The 23,393-nt window shown below is 60.1% G+C and carries 17 protein-coding genes; 1 reads left to right on the forward strand and 16 read right to left on the reverse strand.

Annotation, left to right across the window (positions count from 1 at the left end; translation table 11 throughout):
* Positions 1-349 precede the first annotated feature (349 nt).
* Together G4D79_RS35080 and G4D79_RS27695 are read right to left on the reverse strand one after the other, a co-directional pair.
* Positions 350-2,020, reverse strand: a complete 1,671-nt coding sequence (locus G4D79_RS35080; RefSeq protein ID WP_284731177.1) for an Hsp70 family protein — start codon at positions 2,018-2,020, stop codon at positions 350-352.
* Positions 2,021-2,169: 149 nt separating this feature from the next.
* Positions 2,170-3,489 carry a UDP-glucose/GDP-mannose dehydrogenase family protein gene (locus G4D79_RS27695; protein WP_054187546.1) on the reverse strand — a complete coding sequence of 440 codons (1,320 nt, stop codon included), beginning with the start codon at positions 3,487-3,489 and terminating at the stop codon, positions 2,170-2,172.
* 108 nt (positions 3,490-3,597) lie between these two features.
* On the opposite strand from G4D79_RS27695, the gene G4D79_RS27700 reads away from it, so the two are divergent.
* On the forward strand, positions 3,598-4,122 hold the full coding sequence (locus G4D79_RS27700) for a protein-tyrosine-phosphatase (RefSeq protein WP_058038968.1): 525 nt from the start codon (positions 3,598-3,600) through the stop codon (positions 4,120-4,122).
* Here the strand turns inward: G4D79_RS27700 and G4D79_RS27705 are convergent.
* From G4D79_RS27705 to G4D79_RS27770, 14 genes are all read right to left on the reverse strand, one after another.
* Positions 4,094-5,518, reverse strand: a complete 1,425-nt coding sequence (locus G4D79_RS27705) for a polysaccharide biosynthesis tyrosine autokinase (protein ID WP_064074620.1) — start codon at positions 5,516-5,518, stop codon at positions 4,094-4,096. The genes G4D79_RS27700 and G4D79_RS27705 overlap by 29 nt on opposite strands.
* A 130-nt stretch (positions 5,519-5,648) precedes the next feature.
* A complete protein-coding gene (locus tag G4D79_RS27710) occupies positions 5,649-6,974 on the reverse strand; it encodes a UDP-glucose/GDP-mannose dehydrogenase family protein (RefSeq protein WP_165639189.1) in 1,326 nt (441 codons plus the stop codon).
* 55 nt (positions 6,975-7,029) lie between these two features.
* The gene (locus G4D79_RS27715; protein ID WP_214514607.1) at positions 7,030-7,998 is read right to left on the reverse strand and encodes a GDP-L-fucose synthase; all 969 of its coding nucleotides are present in this window, start codon (positions 7,996-7,998) and stop codon (positions 7,030-7,032) included.
* Positions 7,995-9,026, reverse strand: coding sequence for a GDP-mannose 4,6-dehydratase (gene gmd / locus G4D79_RS27720; protein WP_007726640.1), 1,032 nt, complete (start codon positions 9,024-9,026; stop codon positions 7,995-7,997). The genes G4D79_RS27715 and gmd overlap by 4 nt, the downstream gene beginning before the upstream one ends.
* A 97-nt stretch (positions 9,027-9,123) precedes the next feature.
* Positions 9,124-9,918: a WecB/TagA/CpsF family glycosyltransferase gene (locus G4D79_RS27725; RefSeq protein WP_042452261.1), complete on the reverse strand. Its 795-nt coding sequence runs from the start codon at positions 9,916-9,918 to the stop codon at positions 9,124-9,126.
* 5 nt (positions 9,919-9,923) lie between these two features.
* Positions 9,924-11,090, reverse strand: a complete 1,167-nt coding sequence (locus G4D79_RS27730; RefSeq protein ID WP_003943636.1) for a glycosyltransferase family 4 protein — start codon at positions 11,088-11,090, stop codon at positions 9,924-9,926.
* Entirely contained in the window at positions 11,087-11,983 is an 897-nt protein-coding gene (locus tag G4D79_RS27735; protein ID WP_064074619.1) for a glycosyltransferase family 2 protein, read from the reverse strand. Before G4D79_RS27735 ends, G4D79_RS27730 begins: the two co-directional genes overlap by 4 nt.
* The gene (locus G4D79_RS27740; protein WP_214514608.1) at positions 11,980-13,191 is read right to left on the reverse strand and encodes a hypothetical protein; all 1,212 of its coding nucleotides are present in this window, start codon (positions 13,189-13,191) and stop codon (positions 11,980-11,982) included. The genes G4D79_RS27735 and G4D79_RS27740 overlap by 4 nt, the downstream gene beginning before the upstream one ends.
* Positions 13,188-14,399, reverse strand: coding sequence for a glycosyltransferase family 4 protein (locus tag G4D79_RS27745; protein ID WP_214514609.1), 1,212 nt, complete (start codon positions 14,397-14,399; stop codon positions 13,188-13,190). Before G4D79_RS27745 ends, G4D79_RS27740 begins: the two co-directional genes overlap by 4 nt.
* 1 nt (position 14,400) lies before the next feature.
* Entirely contained in the window at positions 14,401-15,726 is a 1,326-nt protein-coding gene (locus G4D79_RS27750; protein WP_212633949.1) for an O-antigen ligase, read from the reverse strand.
* Positions 15,713-17,236, reverse strand: coding sequence for a sugar transferase (locus tag G4D79_RS27755; protein WP_214514610.1), 1,524 nt, complete (start codon positions 17,234-17,236; stop codon positions 15,713-15,715). Before G4D79_RS27755 ends, G4D79_RS27750 begins: the two co-directional genes overlap by 14 nt.
* A 1,088-nt stretch (positions 17,237-18,324) precedes the next feature.
* The gene (locus G4D79_RS27760) at positions 18,325-19,779 is read right to left on the reverse strand and encodes a polysaccharide biosynthesis tyrosine autokinase (protein WP_064689390.1); all 1,455 of its coding nucleotides are present in this window, start codon (positions 19,777-19,779) and stop codon (positions 18,325-18,327) included.
* Positions 19,780-20,491: 712 nt separating this feature from the next.
* On the reverse strand, positions 20,492-21,844 hold the full coding sequence (locus tag G4D79_RS27765; RefSeq protein ID WP_218960347.1) for a UDP-glucose/GDP-mannose dehydrogenase family protein: 1,353 nt from the start codon (positions 21,842-21,844) through the stop codon (positions 20,492-20,494).
* Positions 21,845-21,943: 99 nt separating this feature from the next.
* On the reverse strand, positions 21,944-23,386 hold the full coding sequence (locus tag G4D79_RS27770) for a lipopolysaccharide biosynthesis protein (RefSeq protein WP_063314873.1): 1,443 nt from the start codon (positions 23,384-23,386) through the stop codon (positions 21,944-21,946).
* Between the last annotated feature and the right edge of the window lie 7 nt (positions 23,387-23,393).

Genomic DNA, 23,393 nt, shown 5'->3' on the forward strand with positions numbered 1-23,393 from the left:
ATCTGCGCCGAATGCACGGGATAGTCGTCCGTCTGAGCGCAAACCATGACCTCGTTTGTATAAGCCAAATCGTCGCAAGATACTGTTCGCAAGGCGAATAATTACAGCTCAAAGGGGGAATTGCCTGAATTTTTGGGCGAAAAGAGACCAACAACCCGGTTATTGGAACACGAAAGCAAAGAAATTCGGCACCTAAGTAAAGTAGCTAGAAATTTGCTCATCCAGCCTTCGGGAACCCTGTGAAGTCGATCACCGGACCTGCTTTGCGAAGGCCGCGCCGCCCGTCAGGAACAGCCCAACCGGCCCCAGAGTCCACGAATCGGCGACTCAGGGACCAGGAATCAACTGCTCAGAGTCCGGGAATCGGTGGGAGAACCGGCAACAGAATCGGCGGAAGCCCCGGGATGTAGATCGCCGGCGGTGGCGGCGCGGGCGCGGGCGGCACGTAAGTGTCCTGCACGACTGGCGGAGCCTCGACGACCGGAGGGGCTTCCTCCGTCGTCGTCGGGGGCGGGGTCGTTGTGGTCGTAGGCGGCGGGGTAGTCGTGGTCGTCGGTGCCGTCGTGGTCACCTCGGTTGCCACGGGTCCGGCGTCCTCGGAATCGAAGACCTTTCCTCCGTAGCCCAATCCCAGCCCCACGATCACGATCGCCGCGATCACACCGGCGCCGAGGCCCGCGAACCGTAGCGGGTTTCTCGGCTCTTTGGATGTCGATTCAACGGGTTGTGTCCCGGCGAGCCAGGACGGGTGTGCGGTTCCTGCCCCGGGTCCCTCGCCTTCGTACATCGCCGAGTACGCCTGGGCGTCAACCATCACGGCCTCGGTGTCTGCGTCACGTTCTGTGCCGAATCCGTCCGTGGCCTGGTCGCTGTCGGCGACCACGAGATCTGCGGCCGGATCGAATCGTTGCTCGTGTCGGTTCGGTCGCGGCTGAGGCAGTTCCGCCGCGTAAGGGCTCGGCACCTGTTCCTGCGGAACGGACTTCGTACCGGAAGCGGCTTCGGACAAGGCATTCGGCCGCTCCGATTCCGCGAGCGTTGCCACCCCTCCGTGGCTGAACGCCTGAACCGGAACGGGTACCTCCGCCGGGGTGTGGATCGGATACGGCGCAAAGATCGGCGCTACAGCCGGAACCTGAACCGGGGCAGATACCGCGCGCGCCGATGGCGTCATCGACGACTCCGCGATCAGCGCAGCACCTTGCGCAGTCACGAGTTCCGGCTGCTCGGGCGCGATGAGGGGGCACTCCAGCCACGCGGCGAGGGTCGCCCGCACGATCGGAATGCGTGCACCGCCACCGATCAGGAGAATCGCGTCGGGGTTACGGCCGGACGTTGCGATGACCTCTCGTATCTCGCGTGCGAAGGCCTCCACCGACGTGACGACCAACGAATCGAAAACTTCCCGCGACAGCAGGAGAAGCCCGCCGGGGCCGGGCAGGCACACCGCACTTCGTGAGGACAGCTGTTCCTTCGCGAGTCGGCATCGCGCCTGCAGTTCGGCATCGCCGCCCGGGTCGGCCGGCGTAGCTATACGGCGACGCACGGTCTGATCCGAGTAGACGAGCTCGTCGAAGTGATCTCCACTGACCCGCGTCGACCGGGCGGTGACGACGGTAGACCGCATCTGCCTGTCCACAATGCTGATCGTCGATCCAGAACTACCGATGTCGACGACGACGACTGTGCTCTGGTCGGTCAACGCACCGGACTCCTCGAGCATTCGAAGCGTCGCGACTACTTCGGGAACCAGCTCGAAGTTGTCGATGCCCTTCTGTTCGAACGCTGTTTGGAGTGCTCCGGCCTGCGCTTGATCCCGGTAAGCGACGACCGTATTGCTGCCGAGGTCGGCATTCTCGGTCAAGGCCACGCCGGTTGCCTCCGCTGCGACTTCCTCGGGAATCTCGCGGCCTCGATCGACCGCTCTGGATCGGAACACCGGACCACTGTGGTCGGGCGTCCCCGGGCGCGCCAAACGCACAGCGCTGGCTCCCACCGTCACACCCAAAACCAAGTTCATGATCCACCTTCGTCGACCGTCGACGGGTTCCGTCACCAGACCCCGTCATTCCCCGGCCGGAAGTCTACCCACTGGGCATGGTCTGCGAGGTTCGCGCATCTCACCTAAGGCCTTCTCGCAGCTATTTTCTCGCTACCTGGACGTTCGACCTACCGCCCCAATCCGCGATAGTTCCAACCGGCGGCGCGCCACAGGTCCGGATCGAGGCAATTTCTGGCGTCAACGATCACCCGCCGCCGAACGAGTGGTTCCAAATCGGCGGGCATCAATGAGGCGAACTCGTCCCATTCAGTGGCGATCAAGACCACATCAGCATTCCTGCAAGCTTCTGACGTGGAGGTTGCGTAGTGAAGGGTGGGAAACAGTCGGCGAGAATTATCCATTGCCTTCGGATCGAAAACGGTGACCGCCGCCCCGTGCAACTGCATCATTCCTGCAACGTTGAGCGCAGGCGAATCGCGTACATCGTCGGATTCGGGCTTGAACGCGGCTCCCAGCACCGACACGTTAGCTCCCAGCAAACTGCCATCGCAGGCTGCCGTCACCAGTTCCACAGCTTTTGTCCGTCGTCGCATGTTGATGCTGTCGACCTCGCGGAGGAAGTACAGCGCCTGGTCGACACCCAACTCCCCGGCGCGTGCCATGAACGCCCGAATGTCCTTCGGCAGGCAACCACCGCCGAACCCCAAGCCCGCATTGAGGAATCGTCTACCGATCCGAGCGTCGTACCCGAGAGCGTCGGCCAACATCGTGACGTCGGCGCCGGTCGCCTCGCACACCTCCGCAATCGCATTGATGAAGGACACCTTGGTCGCGAGAAACGCATTCGCAGATCCTTTGACCAACTCGGACGTCGCCAGATCGGTCACGAGGAAGGGCACCCCCGCGTCCAGTATCTCGGCATACACCTCGCGAAGAACGCCTTCGGCGTTTCCCGGCCGGTCACGATCGATCCCCAGAACCAACCGGTCAGGGCTCAAGGTGTCCGCGATCGCGTGTCCTTCACGCAGGAACTCCGGATTCCAGGCCACCTCTACCGAGCCACCCGCCGGCGCAGTCGCTCGGAGCCGCTCGCCGAGAGCCGCTGCCGTGCCTACCGGCACCGTCGACTTCCCGACTATCAGCGAAGGCTTTCGCAACAACGGCGCCAACATGTCGATCACCGAATGAACATGACTCAGATCTGCGGCGTACTCCCCCTTCTTCTGAGGCGTCCCCACACCGACGAAATGGATGTCCGCAAAATCCGCGGCATCGGAGTAGGAAGTCGTGAACTGCAGCCGACCCGACGCCAGATTCTTCTCCAGCATGTCGGTCAGACCCGGCTCGAAGAACGGGACCTCCCCACGAGACAACTTGTCGACCTTGGACTGGTCGATGTCGACTCCCAGCACGTCGTGGCCAAGTTCGGCCATACACACTGCGTGGGTCGCCCCCAGGTATCCCGTTCCGAACACGGTCATCTTCATGTGTTGTTGGTATGCGTCCGAACTTTCCGAAACGCGTACGCCAGGTGGGCGCGAAACCAACATCGGGCGTACGACGAGTGCGTCGCGTGTGCAACCTATGCTTCTGCCATGCACGTTCTCTTCGTTTGTACGGGAAACATCTGCCGATCACCCACGGGCGAACGCCTTGCACGTGCTTATGCCGCCGAAGCCGGGGTCACCGGATTCACCGCCTCGAGTGCCGGAACCCGGGCGATGGTCGGACACCCGATCGAGCCAACTGCTGCGAGGGTTCTCGCGGGGCTCGGCGGCGACCCCACGGAGTTTCAAGCCCGACGCATGACAACAGCGCTGGCCTCGGACGCCGACCTCATTCTCACGATGACCGAAAGTCAGCGAGACAAGGTCCTGGCGATGGCTCCGGCGCGGCTCAAGCGCACGTTCACACTTCGAGAAGCCGCACGGTTGGGCTCGCTCGCAGATGCAGGAACTGTCGAGGACCTCGCCGCCGCCAGACCCCGATTTCGTGCCACCGAACCCGAGGACGTCATGGATCCGATGGGTAAGGAAGAGAACGTGTTTCACGAGATCGGACTTGAGATCGCCGATCTCCTCGGCCCGCTGCTCAGCCGACTTCGCTTCGGTGAGCGTTGAGCGCGGGCACCGCGGTCAACTGCGGTAGCGACTTGTCCGACTCATAGTAGTAGCTGTACTCGTACGCATTGCGTCCGCGAGACGGCGTCATCGTGATGACAGTGCCCAGGACGTGCGCACCCACACTCTGTAGGTTTCCGACCGCGCGCGCCAGTTGATCGCACTTCGTGGAGCCGTGTCGGGCGATCACCAGGGCACCGTCCGACATCGCGGCCAGGACCGCGGCATCCGTGACGGGTAGCAACGGCGAGGCGTCGATGATGACGTAGTCGTATCGCGCCCGCAGTTCCTCGAGAACATGTTTGGCCGTGTCCGTGCCGAGTAGTTCGCTCGGGTTCGGCGGGATCGGTCCGGAGGCGAGCACTGTCAGCCCGTCGAACTCGGTCGGCTGAAGCACATCGTCCAGCGTCGCTTGACCGGAGAGCACCGAACTGACGCCGACACTTCCGAGCAATCCCAAATACTTCGATACTCGCGGCTTCCGGAGGTCGCCTTCCATCAGGCACACTGATTTGCCGGCCTCCGCCAAGACGAGAGCGATGTTCACGGCCGTGGTCGTCTTACCTTCGGAGGGAAGCGAACTCGTGACGACGATGACACGCGGTGGATGGTCCACCTCGAGGAACTGAAGGTTGGTGCGCAACTCACGGAAGGCTTCGGCACTCACGGAACTTCCGTCACTGAAAGCGATCGCGTGATTGACTTCGACGTCCTTGTCGAACGGGATCGTGCCCACCATCGCCGAACCCGCAATCTCTTCTACAGTTCGACGATCTTTCACCGTGTTGTCGAGTCGATCACGAATCAACGCAAGCGCGATCCCCACAACCAGTCCCGCCACTGCGCCGAGCGCGAGGTTGCGCGAAGTCTTGGGTGACACCGGAACAGTCGGCTGTTGAGCCTGCTGTTCGACGACCACACGTGCAGGCGGTGTTCCGCCGTTCTCGGGTGTCTCCAGTTCCTTTGCCAATGCCACGAATTCGGATGAGAGAGTGTTCGCGATCTCGCGTGCGAGTTCCGGTGACGCGTCCTTGACTGCGAGGTCGATCAACACAGTGTCGGGCGCCGACGTCGCAGTGACCTTGGAGGCCAACTCGTCAGCCGACATCCCGCCGACCACCCTCGGTCCCAGTTCGTCGATCGTCCGCTGTGCGAGTGTTCGGCCGGTCAGGAGTTTTGTATAGGACAGAACTCGCTGCTGTGAAAGTTGACTGCCCTGCAGTGCCTCGTTGACCGAGGTACCCGCCGACGTCGAAACGAACAGCCTCGTCGAGGCCTGGTAAACGGGCGTCGAAAGAAGAGAAGCGCCAAGGGCTCCGAGGATTCCGAGCACGGTTACAGCAGCGACGATTCGCCATCTGGCTTGCAATATCTTCAGGTAGTCGACAATTTCCATCTTGATGTCTCCTTCGGCTCACGCATGTCCACTGCGGGTCTGAGCGGTCTTTGCCGGTCGGACCGCGAGGGCGAACCGGGCTTTATCAATTTCGATATAGATCAGCTGCGACGGACGAGACGTCCTGTGCTCACGGGCGTCCCAGTCCGCGGTAGTTCCAACCTGCGCCTCGCCAGTCGTCGGGGGAAAGGCAATTGCGCCCGTCGACGATCACTTTGTTGCGAACCACCGAATCGAGATCGGACGGCTGCAACTTCAAGAATTCGAGCCACTCGGTCAATACCAGGACGACGTCGGCACCTTCGCAGGCCTCCAATGCATTTGCCGAGTAGGTCAGCGTCGGGAACAGCGCGCGCGAATTGTCCATGGCCTTTGGGTCGTACACGTTCACTGCAGCACCTTGGAGCTGAATCTGACCCGCGACGTTGAGCGCCGGCGAATCACGAACGTCGTCCGAGTCCGGTTTGAACGCGGCACCCAGAACTGCGACTCTCGCACCGAGAAGCGATCCGCATGCCTCCCGCGCCAGTTCGACCATGCGTGTACGTCTGCGCATATTGATGTTGTCGACTTCGCGCAGGAACGTCAGTGCTTGGTCGGCACCGAGTTCACCGGCGCGAGCCATGAAGGCGCGGATGTCCTTCGGCAAACACCCTCCGCCGAAACCAATTCCCGCGTTGAGGAATCGACGTCCGATCCGAACGTCGTGCCCGATCGCGTCGGCGAGCACTGTGACGTCGGCGCCCGCGGCCTCGCACACTTCGGAGATGGCGTTGATGAACGAGATCTTGGTGGCCAGGAAAGCGTTCGCTGACGCTTTCACCAACTCCGCCGTCGCAAGGTCCGTGACGAGAAACGGAATCTCCTCATCGAGGAGCTCTGCATAAACTTCGCGCGCAACAGATTCCGCTCGACCGCGGACATTTCGATCGACTCCGAGCACAAGTCGGTCCGGGTGCAACGTGTCCTGGACGGCAAATCCTTCACGGAGAAACTCGGGATTCCACGCGACTTCGACGCCGTCACCGATCGGTGCCAGTTCCCGCGCGCGTTTGCCGAGCCGTTCCGCGGTGCCCACCGGTACTGTGGACTTGCCGAAGATGACCGAGGGCTTGGTGAGCAGCGGCGCCAAAGTCTCGATCACGGCATCCACGTAGACCATGTCCGCGGCGAACTCACCCTTCTTCTGCGGCGTACCGACCCCGAGGAAGAACACGACCGCAAATTCAGCGGCTTCCTCGTACGACGACGTGAACTTCAGTCGCCCTCGATCGATGTTGTTTCGTAGGACCTCGCCCAACCCTGGCTCGTAGAACGGAACTTCACCTGCTGCCAGTTTCTCCAGCTTTGCCGCATCGACATCCACTCCGAGGACCTCGTGACCGAGTTCGGCCATACAGGCCGCGTGTGTCGCGCCCAGGTATCCCGTGCCGAATACTGCTATGCGAGTGCTCATGTTGCTCGATCTGCTTTCTCGAGAGTGTGCGAAGTGTGTTGATGGGAAAAGTGATTCAGGTGCGTACGGCACCGATGTTGTCGCGGTACCACGAGATCGTCGACGCGATTCCTTCGCGCAATCCGATTGTCGGCCGCCATCCGAGTTCACGAATCATGCTCACGTCCAGCAGTTTCTGCATCGTTCCGTCAAGCTTCGAGGTGTCCCACTGCGTCTCGCCGGTGTATCCGACCTCGTCGGCGACCATCGAAGCGATCTCGCGAATTGTGTGGTCTTCGCCGGTTCCGACGTTGACATGCGATGCACCGTCGTAGTTGTCGAGCAGATGCAGACACGCCGACGCCAAGTCGTCGACATGCAGGAATTCACGTCGCGGATTGCCACTCCCCCAGTTGACAACCGACTGGACTGCCGACGACTGCGCCTCGTCGTAACGCCGAACGAGGGCGGGAAGTACGTGCGATCCGCGCGGAGAAAAATTGTCTCCCGGGCCGTACAGGTTGGTGGGCATAGCTGAGATCCAGGGGCGACCATGCTGCCGCCTGGCAGCTTGAACATGGAGTATTCCCGCGATCTTTGCTATTGCATAGGCGTCGTTGGTCGGCTCGAGATGCCCGGTGAGCAGGTATTCCTCCTTGATCGGTTGCGGTGCCAATTTCGGGTAGATGCACGATGATCCGAGGAACAGGAGACGCTCGACGCCGTGTGCGAGGGCAGCGTCGAGCACGTTCACCTGGATGCGCAGATTCTCCGACAGGAAGTCGACGAGGAAAGTGCTGTTCGCCGCAATCCCCCCAACTTTTGCTGCTGCGAGGATCACGTTGGTCGGCTTTTCGCGGGCGAAGAAATCGAAAGCAGCTTCCCGGTCACGTAGATCGAGTTCGGCCGACGTCTTTCCGAGCAACCTGGTGAAGCCCGCAGATTCCAGGTGTCGCCACACCGAAGAGCCGACCAGACCTCGGTGGCCGGCCACGTAGAACGGTGCGCCTCGATCGAGTGGTCGCGCTGCGAATGAATCACTCATCGCGTCGCCGACCAGTCGGGAAGTGCCGGAGTGTCGATCCACGGTCGCCCTTCGTGTTCGAGCGCTTCGATGTCTGCCTCGACCATGATCCGGGCCAGTTCGGGTGTGTGCACGCCGGCCTTCCAACCGAGTTTGCGCTCGGCATGACTCGGATCCCCGATCAGTGCGTCCACCTCGGTCGGCCGAAGATACCGTTCGTCGAATCGAACGTGGTTTTCCCAGTTCAGACCTGCATGTTCGAACGCGACGGTCAGGAAGTCGCGCACCGAGTAGTTGCCACCGGTGGCGAGCACAAAATCCTCAGGCTCGTCGACCTGCAGCATGCGCCACATTCCCTCCACGTACTCCGGCGCATATCCCCAGTCGCGAATCGCATCGAGATTGCCCATGTACAGATGATCCTCGATACCTGCCTGGATGCGTGCGACCGCGCGCGTGATCTTCCGCGTCACGAATGTCTCACCACGCCTAGGGGATTCGTGATTGAACAGAATTCCGTTCACAGCGAAGATCCCGTATGCCTCACGATAGTTCTTGGTGATCCAGTACGAGTACACCTTCGCCGCACCGTAGGGCGAACGTGGGTAGAACGGTGTCTCCTCGTTCTGCGGTGGCGGTGTGGCACCGAACATCTCGGAACTCGACGCCTGGTAGAACCGGCAGTCGAGTCCGGCCATCCGAACCGCTTCGAGTAGTCGGATCGACCCGACGCCAGTGGTGTTCCCGGTGTGTTCGGGTTCGTCGAAGCTGACCCTGACGTGAGACTGCGCAGCGAGGTTGTACACCTCGTCCGGCTTGATCTGCGCGAGTAGTGTCACCAGGCGCGCTCCGTCACTGAGGTCACCGTAGTGAAGAAAAAGTCGAGCATCCGCATCGTGCGGGTCAACGTAGATGTGGTTTATCCTCGAAGTGTTGAACGTCGAGGATCGACGGATCAGTCCGTGAACCTCGTAGCCTTTGGAGAGCAGCAACTCGGCAAGGTAAGAGCCGTCCTGCCCCGTGATTCCGGTAATCAGTGCGCGTTTCATCCTGCGTTCCTTCCGTTGCGGGACAGCCCGCCTGATAGTTGCGAAACCACGGTTGTGGTCCGTAGTCCTCCGAATCGCTCGGCAGTCTTGATCTCGCTCATGCGCGTCCCCCCAAACGGCCGAAGACTTTTCGTATGTCACGTGATGCCAGCCGTATGAATGTCGAGTTACCGAACAGGTAGCGCCGCCACAGACGTTTGGGTTCGGATACAAGTCGATACAACCACTCGAAACCCGAGTTCTGGACGAAAGATGGTGCCTCCGAAACAGTTCCGGCCAAGAAGTCGAAGGCCGCGCCGACACCGACGGCCACGTAGTCGGTTCGATCCGCTATCGCCTTCGTGACAAAGTCCTGCTTCGGCGCACCCAGACCGACCCACACGATGTCCGGTGACGTCGGATCGATCTTCGTGATGATGTCGTCGACGAACTCCTTGCTGAACGCGGCAAACGGCGGGGCATATGTGCCGGCCACCTTGATTCCCGGGTACAACTCCTCGACTCGATCCGTCAAGAGATTCAACGTCTCTTCTGTCGTGCCGACAAAATGGTGACGAAGGCTGTAGCGGCGTCCCTTGTCCAGGGTGGCCTCGAAGAACGACGGACCCCGGACTGGTCGAACACCGACGTGATCGGCGGTGCCGCCGATCAGGCGCATCACCCAGCTGACCGGGGTTCCGTCTGCGAAGTTCACACCCGGACCCTTCAAAACCGCGGAGTAGTCGCGATCACTGTGCGCCGCCGACACGCAGTAGGAATTCGACAACCTCACGGAGACTCCGGTTCCTGCTCCCTCTCGTCTGTCGTTGACTACCCAATCGGTAGCTCTCTCGAGATTGGTCGCGGCAAACGGAATGCCACCCACCTCGATGACCTCGAACGGACTGCTCATCTGTCTCACCACTTTTCCGAGTTCGTATGTCGACGTTCATTGCACTGGCCGTAGCTGCGCGACAAGACCGATGTCAACCGGGACCGAGTCCAATCACGCTGCGGTTCAAAGAGAGAAAGCTCGGTCTCGACAATCGATCGAGCGATACGAGAGGAGAGAGTCGACGCCGGAGCAACCTGGATCGTCACGGCGTTCCTACCTGCCAGTGTCGGCACACCGCCGAGATCCAAACAGACCACCGGCAGGCCCACCGCAGCCGCTTCGGCCGCCACCCAGCCGCCCGAATCGTGCATGCTCGGGAAGAGCAGAGCGGAGGAGGCCCCCATCTCGCTTACCACTTCCGATCTGTCGCGCCATCCGCGAAGCGTGACCTGACCGCGCCGATACGGAAGCGACTTCTCGATCCGCCCGCGGGCGGGTCCCTCCCCGACAAAGGTCATGGACCAATCGGTGCCCAGCTGCTCGAGCGCATCCAGAATCAGGTCGATTCCTTTGTATTGCAACAGTCTTCCTACGAACAAGAGTCTTCGTTTCGGTCTGGGTACCGCTTGCTTCTCGATTCCGTCGTAGTCCAGAACACAATTGGGTTGGACGACGACATTGCGTGCCCGCGGTGCGCCTCGTCCGCTGTCGGAGTTCATCGCGATGAAAGTGTCGACTCGTCCGGACATGAAGATGTGTGTCAGTGACCGAACGGCTTTCGTGGAGCAGGTCCGAACTGCCGTGGTTGCCAGGTACCGCATACCGATGCGCCTGGCGAGCGGCATCGGCGGGTAGGTGTTGCCCCCGGCAGGCCCCCATACCAGTCGTACTCCGCCGGCTCCACCGAACAGCACCGGTGGGGGCAACCAGTCGGAGGCGAACGTTGCATGATGCAGGACGTCGAAGTTTGCCGCTTCACGCCGAACGAACAGTGAGGTGTGCCAGAGCCATCGGAGGTATCGACCGTACGATCCGGCTTCTTCCGCGGGCAAAGTCGCTATTCGCACGACACGAACTTCGCAACCGAGCTGTTCACACTCTGATTCCAATGCGGGAGCCTCACCGGAGCGAGTCACCACCGTGATCGACTCACACAGTTCGGAAGCTGCCGAGAGAAGCGCCCAACCCGCACCGGATTCACTCCCCTGATTCGGATCGCAGGCGTATGCCGTCATCAACAACCGTGTCATCGCGCTACCACCAGCCTCTGTGCGCGCGGCGTCCGAGAATCGCTGCGGCTGAATCGCTCTGAGAACCAACCGATGTTGCGTGCACCGTTGTCGAGAACCACGCGCTTGATCCGTGGACTGATCAAGGCAACGGGGATCAACGTCGCCGACGCGAGGACGAGCAGAGCGCGTTTGGCACTCTGAGCCGCCAACAGTGGCAGCTCGAGCTGTCCCTGACAGACCGCGAGGATTCGTCCGTTGTTGACATACCGGGCGAAGAGCCAGGAATCCCGACGCCGATCCTCGCCTACGGGTTCGTACGCAAGCGCCTCGTCGCACCACAACAACCGGACACCGCCGGCGCTCATCCTGAGCGTGAACTCGGTGTCCTCGCCGCCAGGTAGATCCCAGTCGTCACTGAAGTTCAAGCCGTTCAAAGCCTTCAGGTCCAACAACAGATTTCCAGCGCCTGCAGACGCAACCGGGGTGCCGGTCGAATGGCGAACGCGAGTGTGCAATGGAAGTTCCGAGGCAGGCAGACCCACCGGAATCACAGGACCGGCCACAGCACCTGCGTCGAAATCTGCTGCGCAGGTGAGGAGATTCGACAGCCAGTCGACATCGACGTACTCGTCGTCGTCGACGAAGACGATGTAACGACGATCTCGTGCACGGGCGAGATCGACGAACGCACGTCGCGCCGGAGATACCCCGCCGAATCCGAGATGCAGTCGTTCGATCCCGTCGGCAACATACGTCGGCGTGGTGGATTCCGGATCGTTGTCGCCTACTACGACCTGGGCGGAGGCACCGGAAGCCTGGATCGATGCCCGGACGCTGTCGATGCAGACAGCCAGTTCCGATTCACGACGGAAGGTCAGAATCGCCACTACGACGCCGCTGGGATTCTTCATGAGAGGTCAACTTTCGGTCGGGCGTCACGGTTCATCGAAACCAGAAGTGCGACGCTCGCGCTGACGCACGCCGACGCGGCCAATGCTCCTGCGACGGGTACGGCGCTGTCGGTCAGTCCCGCCCCGAGAACGATCAGAAACTGCAGAGGTAACAGCAAGGCGCGAAATCTGTTGAGGTTTCCCGTCTTGTCCACGACGCGGATCGACGTGCCGACTCCCAGCAGAATCCCGTTGAACGCCACCGCCAACCCGCACAGCAGAATGACCGGTATCAAGTTCGGAAAGTGCGACCCGACCAGATGATCCATCAATCGCACTCCCGAGAATCGAATCTCGAGCGTGAGACAGATCAGCGAAACGCAGATGATCGAAACCCAGAAGATCTGCAAGCCCACTCGGCGGCCGAGTGTCATGCACTCGCTCGGGCTCATCGCTTCGACACCACTGCCGAACTTACGCATCAGAATTGGCGAGATGCCCGCGAACATCAAGGACAGCGGACCGAGCAGTGTCTGGGCAGTTCTGATCTCACCGATCATCGAGATCGACGCCACCACAGTGAGTATCAAGAACATCGCCTGCTGCGCAGCTGATCCCATCAATATCTCGATCGCAAACGGCACGGATCTATATCGGTGAGTGCGCGAGTACCTGATCGACGGTACCGGCGGTACCAGACGCATGGATGCGTGACCGAGAGCGAGCGCGACGAAGACACCGACCGTATAGGTCACGAGTGCAAGTGTCAGATTCTCGACCAGGAAAGCTGCAATAAGGACGAACGAGAGTGTCACGATCTGTATCGACACAGAGATCCAACTCGCACCGTCGTGCATCAGCATCGTGCGTATCACGTCCAACACCACGAAACCAGCTGCAGCCAAGGCGTATACCGTGAGATTCATCGAGTCCGAGCCGGCGATCACGAACAGTGCCCACACCGATGTCACCGATACCGCCGCAAGCACGATCGTGGGCGCCAACGCCGGTCCACGCTCGTCAGACCCCGCCCCTCGCGACAGCCAGACGTCGACGCCGATCGCTCTCCCCAGTGCCAGTGCCAACAGACCCGCCGATTGAATCACGGCAACCTGGCCGACTTCGATCGGACCACCGAGTCGTGCCACCGAGGTGAGAACGACAAAAGTGAGGACGCTCGAAAGCCCTTGATCGGCCATGAATGTCACATGCCGAGTGCGATCTTTCACGATCTCACCTCGTCGATGAGCTCACGCATCGACGTCGCCGCTTTGCGCGATGTGAAGCGATTCGAGTAGTGACGATAAGCGGATCTGCGTATCGCCGATCGATCGTCCGCTCCGAAGATTCGATCGAGGGCCTCGCGTATCGACGACTCTTCCAAGGTATGGAGAGGCGTTCCGCCCGGTCCGACGATGTCCGCGAGTGCACCGTTGGTTGCGTAGATGACCGGGGTGCCAACCGACATCGATTCGATCGCAACGCGTCCGAACGGTTCTGCCCATTGAGACGGCACCACGGACGCCGCACTGTCGCGAAGTATCTCGATCACATCTTCGTGCGAAGTGAATCCGGCCAGCGTGACGTTGTCGAGAGCTGCGCTTATGCTGGAGATCTCGCCGTACTGCGGTCCGTCACCGAGAACTGTGAGCGAGGGACTTCCAGCGCCCTGCGGCCAGTTGCGCACCAAATCCAGGACGCCCTTCTCCGGTGTCAGTCGGCTGACGCACACAACCGAATCAGTGCTCCGAAACTCGGGTTCATTTTCTTCGAATCCGAAGTTCGGACGAACCACGACGCGGCCAGAACTGATCAGTCGTCCTTCGACCAGACGTGCTGTCATCGCGCTCGTTGCGACGAACCTGTGCTGCTTCCACCCAAAGACGCTCAGCTTGACCGCCGTAGCGCTCAGGTAGCAGACAAGGCTCTGCAGTCGGCTGTTTCCGTAGCATCCGTTGCGGACACAACTCGTGAAGTATTTGGTGGAACCGCATTCGGTGCACGTGCCATCTGCGCGCAACTTGGCTGACGGTGTGGCGAGGCGATAGTTCCGAACCGCCTGCAACGTAGGAATTGCGGCGGCTCTTGAGGCCACGAGCAACGAAGCCGAGAACGCCGGCCAGAGATTGTTCACGTAGATGACGTCGGGGCGCTCCGAACGGATGATGCGCAACGCATCGACGAGTACGCGAGGACTGAACACTGCGGTGACTGCCGCCCACGGTCCCCGGGAGATCTTGGAATTCTCGGTGGTGCACTGAACCGTCTCGTATCCGATCGATTTCAGGAGCTTGGATTCGTTGGCGAAGCTCTGCTCCTCACCACCCGGATTCCGATAGATCGCATGGAACATCAAGGCTTTCGGCGGCGTGAATCCACCGGCGGACGTCGGGTGCACTTCAGGCTTCGAACGCGCTACATCGAACGACTTGTACATCTCAGTGACCTCCTCTTCGCTCCGGAGCGAACCTGTACGCGTCGTTCTTGTCGGCACGAACCCCACGGATCGACAACTCGGCGTTGCCCGCATTGTGGGAGCGGTGGGTCGAGGGTCCGTACGGCGCCAGGAAGACCCATGCGATCAGCCACATGGCGCCGAAGAAGAGCGTCGACTCCGTCAAGTCCATCGAGAAGACGAGAGCCATGATCGCGACGACGGCGATGTACTCCGTTCTGCTGCGGGCTCGCCCGAGCGCCGTGCTCAGAAGCAGGTAATAGCCGGCCAACAGCAGCAGGAATCCGATCCAACCGATCTGCAGCCGAATGTCGAGCATTCCGTTGTGTGCGCTGGTCGCCGGAAAGGACAGCTTTGACCGAATCATCTGCCCCACTGCACTGTCCGGCGCCCACACCGAGCCGAAGCCCCATCCGAGCAGAGGCCGCTGTTCGGCGTAGTAGTCGGATACCGTCCAGAGATGTAACCGGCCGGTCAGCGTGACATCTCGCGAGAGTAGCGCCGCGACATCGGGTCCGAGCACCTTCATCGCGCCGGACACCCCGAGGTACAGGCCGATGATCACAGTCGAGGCGAGGTGAGCGTTCGGTGTCCGTCTAAAGCACCTCAGAGCAAGCATCGTCGCCAGCGCAATCCCTGCAGCGACGAGACCGGTCTGGCTCCGGGCCTCGAACAACACGATGCCGGCGACAGCAAGCGCCGCCACCCACGGAATACGCTTGACGTCGGGAAGCATGAGCATGACACCGACAAGTACAACTTCGATGGCAGCCATTCGTCCCAAAGTGTTTTTGTGCGTGAAGATTCCGCGATAAGCAACGGCGCGGGTGTCCACGTCGATGCCAGTCGAAGGATCGAGGAACACGACCATCAGCGACAGCACGAGAAGTACCAGCAAGGTGAGGGCAACAGTCCGCACTCGCACCGCGAAGGTCAACTCACGGGCGACGATGATTCCCGTGATCGCCAGGCACACGACGACGATGCCGGCGACGGCGGAGTTCCGGGGCAGTGTCGACCAGTACCAGCTGGTTGCCGGGACGCCGGCCGAGATCATAAGCGTGAAGACAGGCCACGTCGTATTGCGTGAGTATCGCCGGTCGAGGAAGTAGACCAACGCAAGTGTCGCCGAAAGAACGGCCGAACCGTGTACGAGCAACGATCCGAGCGCTGTCCTCTGCGTGTACGCCTGAAAGGCTCCGCTCGCGCCGATGACCGCGATCACCAATGCCGTTCGCAAGATCAGCGGATTGTTCGGCGCCTCATTTTCGCAAGGCGCCGGTACCGCCTTCTTGTCAGTAGGCGCCATCACTTCCCACCACCGCCTTGAGCGTCTTCGCGACGATCATGACGTCACCCATCATCGACCAGTTGTCGACGTAGGAAAGGTCCAGGCGGACAGTGTCTTCCCACGAAAGATCAGAACGTCCACTGACCTGCCACAGGCCGGTGACACCGGGCTTGACCAGTAGCCGACGACTGACCGCGTCGTCGTACATCTCGACCTCGCGCCGAAGCGGTGGCCGCGGTCCTACAACACTCATCTCTCGCCGGAGGACATTGACGAACTGGGGCAACTCGTCGATCGAGTATCGGCGCATGAATCGACCTACCGTCGTCACACGCGGATCGTCTCGCATCTTGAAAAGCACTCCGGCGCCTTCGTTCTCCTTCATCAGTGCCGTGACCTGTGAATCCGCATTCTGGACCATCGAGCGGAACTTGAGCATGGGGAACGGCTGACCGTCCAACCCCATCCGCTCCGACTTGTACAGAACCGGACCCTTGCTCGTGAGCTTGACGGCGATCGCAGCCGCCAGAAGCACCGGACTGATCACGGCCAGCACGAGCGCCGCGAAAGCAACGTCGAAGGTCGTCTTCGAGAACTTCTGTGCGCCGTGATAGCGCGGACGCTCGACATGAATCAGCGGAAATCCTGCGACCGGGCGCATCGAGAGCCTCGGCCCGGACACATCCAGAATCCCCGGTGCGACAACAAGGTCCACATGATCGCGCTCGAGATCCCAGGCCAGCTTGCGCAGCCCTTCCGGTCCGAGTCGCTCCGACGCCGTCACCGCCACCGTGTCGGCACCGACCTGTTCGAGTGCGTTCGTGACACTGTGCTCGTCTCCGAGCACCGGAATGTCCCGACCGTTCACTGTGACAACTTCGCCCACGTCTCCTCCGTAGCCGGGTACGCAGACTCCGACAACTCGGTATCCATGGGCATCGTCGCGCTCGAGGTTGCGTGCAAGATCGACAACCGCCCCTCGCACACCGACCACAAGTACGGCAGTTCGAAATTCACCTCGGGCTCGCTCACGAGCAATCACCCGTCGCCAGATCCAACGACTCGCGATCAAGGCGGTCAATCCCATCGGAAACGCCACGGCAAGGTACAGGCGCGCGATCTCCAGGTGAAGGAGAAGGCTGGCGATCGCAATCAGTCCGAACAGGCGGAGCGTTCCGACAGCGATCAATCGGTACTCTTCAGGGCCGCTTCCGATCACGCGAGGAGATCTGGTCCGAAATACCCTCAGTACGGCAAACCAGCCGATAATCAGGGCGAAAGACAGTGCGGTGTAGCTGAAATGGCCGAATGCTTCACCGTCGACGACATCCGCGTCGCTACCGAATCGCCACCATTGAGCCAGAAACACAACTGCCGCAACGATGATCGTGTCGGTGATCGCCAGACGACGAAGATACGCAGATTGCCATTTCCTGCGTGCGGAAACTCCACCGGCCCTCTCCGGCGTTACTCGTCGGTGTTGTTGTGGCCGCTCTTTCGTGGGCGCGGCCATCTCGAGAACCGTCATGTGTTCAGAAACCTTTCCCCATGCACAGAATTCGGCCTGAAGATGTTCACCGGCCGAGGTCCATCGGACCGCCTTGCCGATTCCCGAAACTTCGACAGCGAAGCAACTGCTCCGCATTGCTGCGTTCAGTGCGTATGGTCGCATTACGTGCGCCTTGCAGTTAACCCGGCGACTATTGTCAGGCCTCGGCCCAACTGTCGATTATTGCGGCATTGCCGCAGCTCACACCCCATGATTGAAGCAGAGTCCACTAACAACCCAAACACAGGACGATCGGCGATTTCTCCTCGCCCGCTGACGTCGCCGGCCTCGATATTGCCAGGACTCACATCTTGGCAACTCTTCGGCTAGCTGGTCAGTACCAGTGAGGAGTTTGCCACATTCCGGACAGCGTGGCAATAGCGCTTTCCGAAGTTCTTCCCGACGCCAGCATTGACGTCAGTTATTCACCCTCCGACAAGAAGGAGTGAACATTGCCCACCATTACCATTGCGTACCTATAGTTTTCATTGCCTAGCCCATTCGGGCTCCGCGTTTGGACGGAAACCGGCACACAGTTGGTAATCGCTCCGCAAATCGAGCCATCGCGGGTCCGGCGGCGCTGCAATTCTGAACAATCGTCCGAGCTTCGCCGATGAGAGCGTCATGCGACAGTTGAAGACGAACTATTCAGCAAATTGGGCCAGACCCACCATAGGTTGATGCAAGTCGAAAATGATTGCAGTACAGAACTATTCGCAAATTGGGCCGAGCGCCGGCCCGAAACTGCAGTGCGCGGAGCCTGCTGCCGCATGTTACTGGCCCGATGATCATCGGCACTAATGGGAAGGAGAGCACGTCGACTGACGTTCGTAAACTGCTGAATCCCAATCGATCCAGCTCACCCAGACCGAATCAGACGTTGACAGGCCGGGTACTCACCGCATCCATTGGCAGGTTCCGAAACATCGAATCGGTTGGATGTAACGCGGCTCGGCGCGATTCCGCCGAGACCAGCGGATGCGCCGTGACGAGAACGGGCCCCCGAGCATTGCTCGGGGGCCCGTCAGCGCGGACGCGGGTACTACAAAGGTCAGTACTTGACCCATTCAGTTGACTGTCGACGGTGCCCGCACTTCGTTGAGTGCCCTGCCACCGACTGAACTTCCCACAGCCACATCAGCCACATCAGCCACGACAGGATCGGAGTCGTAGTAGTACTTGTACTCGTAAACGCCGCGACCGTTCAGCGGAGTCATCGTGATGACAGCGCCGAGAATCGTCGCACCTACGCTGTGGAGGTTGCCCACCGCCCTGCTCAACTGTTCCCTCTTCGTTGAACCATGACGAGCAATAACGAGAGCGCCGTCAGCCAGAGCAGACAGAACTGCAGCATCCGTAACCGGAAGCAGCGGCGAGGCGTCGATGATGACGTAGTCGAACCTTCGTCGCAGATCGGCAAAGACTGCATGAGCAGTGTCGGTCCCCAGCAATTCGCTCGGGTTCGGAGGAATCGGGCCCGAGGCAAGAACCGTCAGGTCCGCATTGTTCGTCACTTGAAGCACATCGTCCAGGTCTGCTTGCCCGGCCAGGACCGAACTCAGGCCGACACTTCCGATCAGTCCGAGGTACTTCGAAACACGCGGCTTGCGAAGGTCGCCTTCAACGAGACATACCTTCTTGCCCGCCTCGGCCAGCACGAGTGCAATGTTGACGGCGGTCGTAGTCTTGCCCTCCGAGGGAAGAGAACTCGTGACGACGATGACGCTCGGGGGGCGATCCACGGCCAAGAACTGCAGATTGGTTCGCAGTTCACGGTATGCCTCGGCGCTGGCGGAGTTGCCCTCGTGGAAGTTGATCGCCTGATGAACTTCACGTTCCTTGTCGAACGGAATGGTTCCCACCATCGCAGCACCAACGATGTCTTCGACTGTCTTGCGTTCTTTGACAGTGTTGTCCAAGCGGTCACGCAACACAGCCAGACCGATCCCCAGCAGTAGACCGATCACTGCTCCGAGAGCGACGTTCCTCGTGGTTTTCGGAGATACAGGTTCTACCGGGGTTTGGGCTCGCTGCTCGACAACTACGCGCGCAGGCGCAGTGCCGCCGTTAACGGGCGTGCTCAAATCCTTGACCATGAAGACAAATTCGTCCGAGAGCGCATTGGCGATATCGCGGGCCAGCTCAGGCGACGTATCTTGCACGCTCAGGTCGAGAAGTACCGTATCCGGTGCCGATGTGGCCGTCACCTTCGATGAAAGCTCCGCGGCAGAAAGGCCACCGAGGCGATCTGGCCCCACCGCATCGATTGTTCGCTGGGCGAGCGTCTCCCCGGTGAGGAGTCTCGCGTACGAAGTGACCAACTGTTGCGAGAGCTGATTGCCTTGGAATGCCTCGTTCACAGTCGTTCCGGTCGAAGTAGACACGAACAGGCGAGTAGACGCCTTGTACACCGGCGTGGCAATCAACGAGGCACCTAATGCACCCAAGATCACGACCACAGTAACGACAGCGACGATCTTCCACCGTGCCTGCAAAGTCTTCAGGTAGTCCCGTACATCCATCGTCGAATCTCCTTCGGCTCGAATACGTATCGCGCATCCGAGCAGTAATCACCGGCCGTCGGTCGAGCCACTACCCCCGCTCTTGTCTGAACAGGACAGCCATCCGTATTGACGTTCTTCCACGTATCGCGGCAACAAGCTGGCGGAGTAAAGACACAACGATCCCATTGAACGGAAGACAATGCAGGGTGAGAACAACTCACTCCTCGCCCTCACCGGCCCGGTCTGTCAGGTCTTGAACTGCGGCTGATCCCGTGAATCCAAGGGAGCGAACACCACGAAGGGCTGAACTGAACATTACTGTCTCATCACACTTTTCACCACTCCAACCACCGTATACACCCCGCGACTTCGCATCTCGTCGCACCGATGAACGACGTAGGCCACTCATCACGCGCTACGCTTGGGACCTAAGTCCGACAACGAATATCAACGATGAATCCACAACATCCGAGAGGAACGTCCGAGACATGACGCTTATCTCATCCGATCAGTGCGTCGAATCGACAATCGGCGAGTGAATCGTCGACCACCGCGGCGCGGTGGGTTGCTAACGGTGGACTCGCCGGTAGTTGCCGTTCGACACCACACGAATGCCGATGCGTTACCGGATATCCGATCGGAATCTCCGGTGACGACTGGACAATCAACCAACAGACCTTGGTCCCGACTTTCCAAACAGAGTTGAGGTTCGAGCCGATTGAACTGAGCCCTAGGGTCGTCCGAGCCCTCGGTAGGTCCACCCAGCATCTCGCCAGATTGCCGGTTCGAGACAATTCCGCCCGTCGATGACAACCTTCTTTCGAACAATGTCGTCGAGATCCGAAGGCAGCAACTTCCGAAACTCCGCCCATTCCGTCAAGATCAGGACGACATCTGCACCCGCGCAAGCTTCCTCCGTGTTCGCCGAATAGGTCAACGTCGGAAACAACGATCGAGAATTTCCCATCGCCTTCGGGTCGTACACGCTGACAGCCGCGCCTTGAAGTTGAATCTGGCCGGCGACATTCAAGGCCGGTGAGTCTCGAACATCGTCGGAGTCCGGCTTGAAAGCAGCTCCCAGCACAGCTACTCGGGCTCCCAACAACGATCCACATGCCTCGCGCGCCAACTCGACCATCCGTGTCCGGCGACGCATGTTGATGTTGTCTACCTCGCGCAAGAATGTGAGAGCTTGATCTGCACCCAATTCGCCTGCACGCGCCATGAATGCGCGAATGTCCTTGGGTAGGCAACCGCCGCCGAAACCGATTCCGGCGTTGAGAAATTTTCGACCGATTCTCTCGTCGTGCCCGATCGCGTCCGCCAGTATCGTCACGTCAGCACCCGATGCTTCACATACTTCCGAGATCGCATTGATGAACGAGATCTTGGTTGCCAGAAATGCATTGGCTGACGCTTTCACCAACTCCGACGTTGCAAGATCCGTGACGACAAATGGCGTACCCTCGTCAAGGATCTTCCCGTAGACCTCGCGAGCGACAGATTCGGCACGCCCCGGGCGCTTGCGGTCCACGCCCAGTACCAACCTGTCCGGGTGCAGGGTGTCCTTGACTGCAAACCCTTCTCGGAGAAATTCCGGGTTCCAAGCGACCTCGACGTCCTGGCCGGCCGGTGACAATTCTCGTGCTCGGACACCAAGCCTTTCCGCGGTGCCGACCGGCACCGTGGATTTTCCGAAGATCACGGCAGGCCGCGTCAGCAGCGGTGCGAGACTGTCGACGACGGAATCGACGAAACGCATGTCCGCTGCGAATTCCCCCTTCTTCTGGGGAGTACCCACACCGAGAAAATGAATGTCCGCAAATTCCGCGGCCTCTTCGTACGACGATGTGAATCGGAGACGACCTGCCGCGATATTGCGCCGCAGTACCTCCTCGAGGCCGGGTTCGTAGAAGGGAACTTCGCCGGCTTCGAGCATGGCAAGCTTGCTCGGGTCGACGTCGACGCCAAGGACTTCGTGGCCCAACTCGGCCATGCACGCCGCATGGGTCGCCCCGAGATAACCGGTACCGAATACGGTCATCCGGCGCGAAATCGATTCAGTCGGGCGGAGCTCAGTCATTGAAAACCTTTCGGTCGAAGTTCATGTGGACGAGGTCGTCGGGGCGTCCACTCCCGTGTGGCCGAGTACTCCGTTTTCGGAGGTCGTTGAACGGCACTGTCAACCGACCACCTTTCTGCACGTGTCCACCAGCGCATTCAAGTCCGAACGCACCGACTTGGTAGTCAGGGCAACAACTCCCACGAAGACGACGCAGACCATTCCCGCAAGTGCGAGCGCTACGAAATTCGGAACCTGTTGAAAAAGGATTAGAGAAAGTGAAGCAACGCCGAACATCGCAGCGAATAGCACCATCGGCCGCACAGCGCTTCGGACCAAGGGCCCCGTCCCGATTCCGATCCGTGGAATGGCGACAAACGAGTAGATCAACCAGACTGCAACAAAGCCGACGCTGCTCCCGATCGCCGTGCCCAAGCTTCCGAATATCGCACCGACACAGACTGCAACGATCATCAATCCACGTCCCAAAAGGCTATACCGAAGGTGCATATCGACTCGGCCAGTGGAAAGGAACACCCAGTAGTAGATGTATGACAAAGCTTGAAATGCACCACCTACGGCGAGGATCCGGAAGATCGGCGCCGCAGCATCCCAACCACTTCCGAGCACGAGATCCATCAACGGGTTCGCCACGGCTGCCGCGTAGGCAAACGCACCGAGCATGACGTAACACAGTACGGTCTGAGCTCGGACCAGATACGCCATATAGAGAGCAGGATCGGTAATTCGCGAAAGCACCGGCAACGCAACACGTGTCATCGGCGTGGCCAATTGCGCGATCGGTATCTTGAAGAGCTGATATGCCCGATCGTAAACACCGACTTCAGTACTGCCGTGAAGCTTTCCGAGTGCCACGGAATCTGCGTTCGCACTCGAGTAGGTGACCAGTTGCGTCAGCATGGTGTTGGTGCCGAACGACAGCAGGGACCGCATGTCTGCACGACGTGTCGGGAGATTCGGAATCCATCGAAGAAGCATCGCCGAACTGCCCAGGAGTACCGCAGAGACGATGATTTGCTGAGCAACGAGTGACCAAACTCCGTAGTGCAACAGGGCAAGCGGAATCGTTACGGCCAACGCGATCCCCTGTGCGGCAATTTCGGTCACCGTCAGTTTCACGAATTTCAAATTCCGGGTCAGATCCGCTCGCAACTGTACGGTGAGCCCGTTCAGCACGAAGATCACCGACACCGCCCTGACAATGTCAGAAAGCCCGTCGACGTCGTAGAACCGGTCGAACAATGGCGCTGCGGCGAAGACCAGGACCGTCAACAGCAATCCGATTGCCGTGTTGATCCAGAAGAGATTCGAACGCTGATTCTCCGATATCTCCGACGCTTGTACGGAGGCAAGAGAAAGCCCGAAATCGCCGATCACCGTTGCAGCTCCGACCACCGCCATGACCATCGCCATCTTGCCGAAGTCGTCCGGGCTCAGAACCCTCGCAAGTACGGCGATTGAGGTGAACTGAATGAGGAACTTGACCCATTGTCCCCCCAACGTGATTGCGGAGCCGCGCGCAGCAGTTGTACCCAATCCCACTGCGTGC

Origin of the sequence: Rhodococcus sp. WY5, from assembly GCF_018588185.1 — a bacterium.
In the GTDB taxonomy this organism is placed as follows: domain Bacteria; phylum Actinomycetota; class Actinomycetes; order Mycobacteriales; family Mycobacteriaceae; genus Rhodococcus_F; species Rhodococcus_F qingshengii.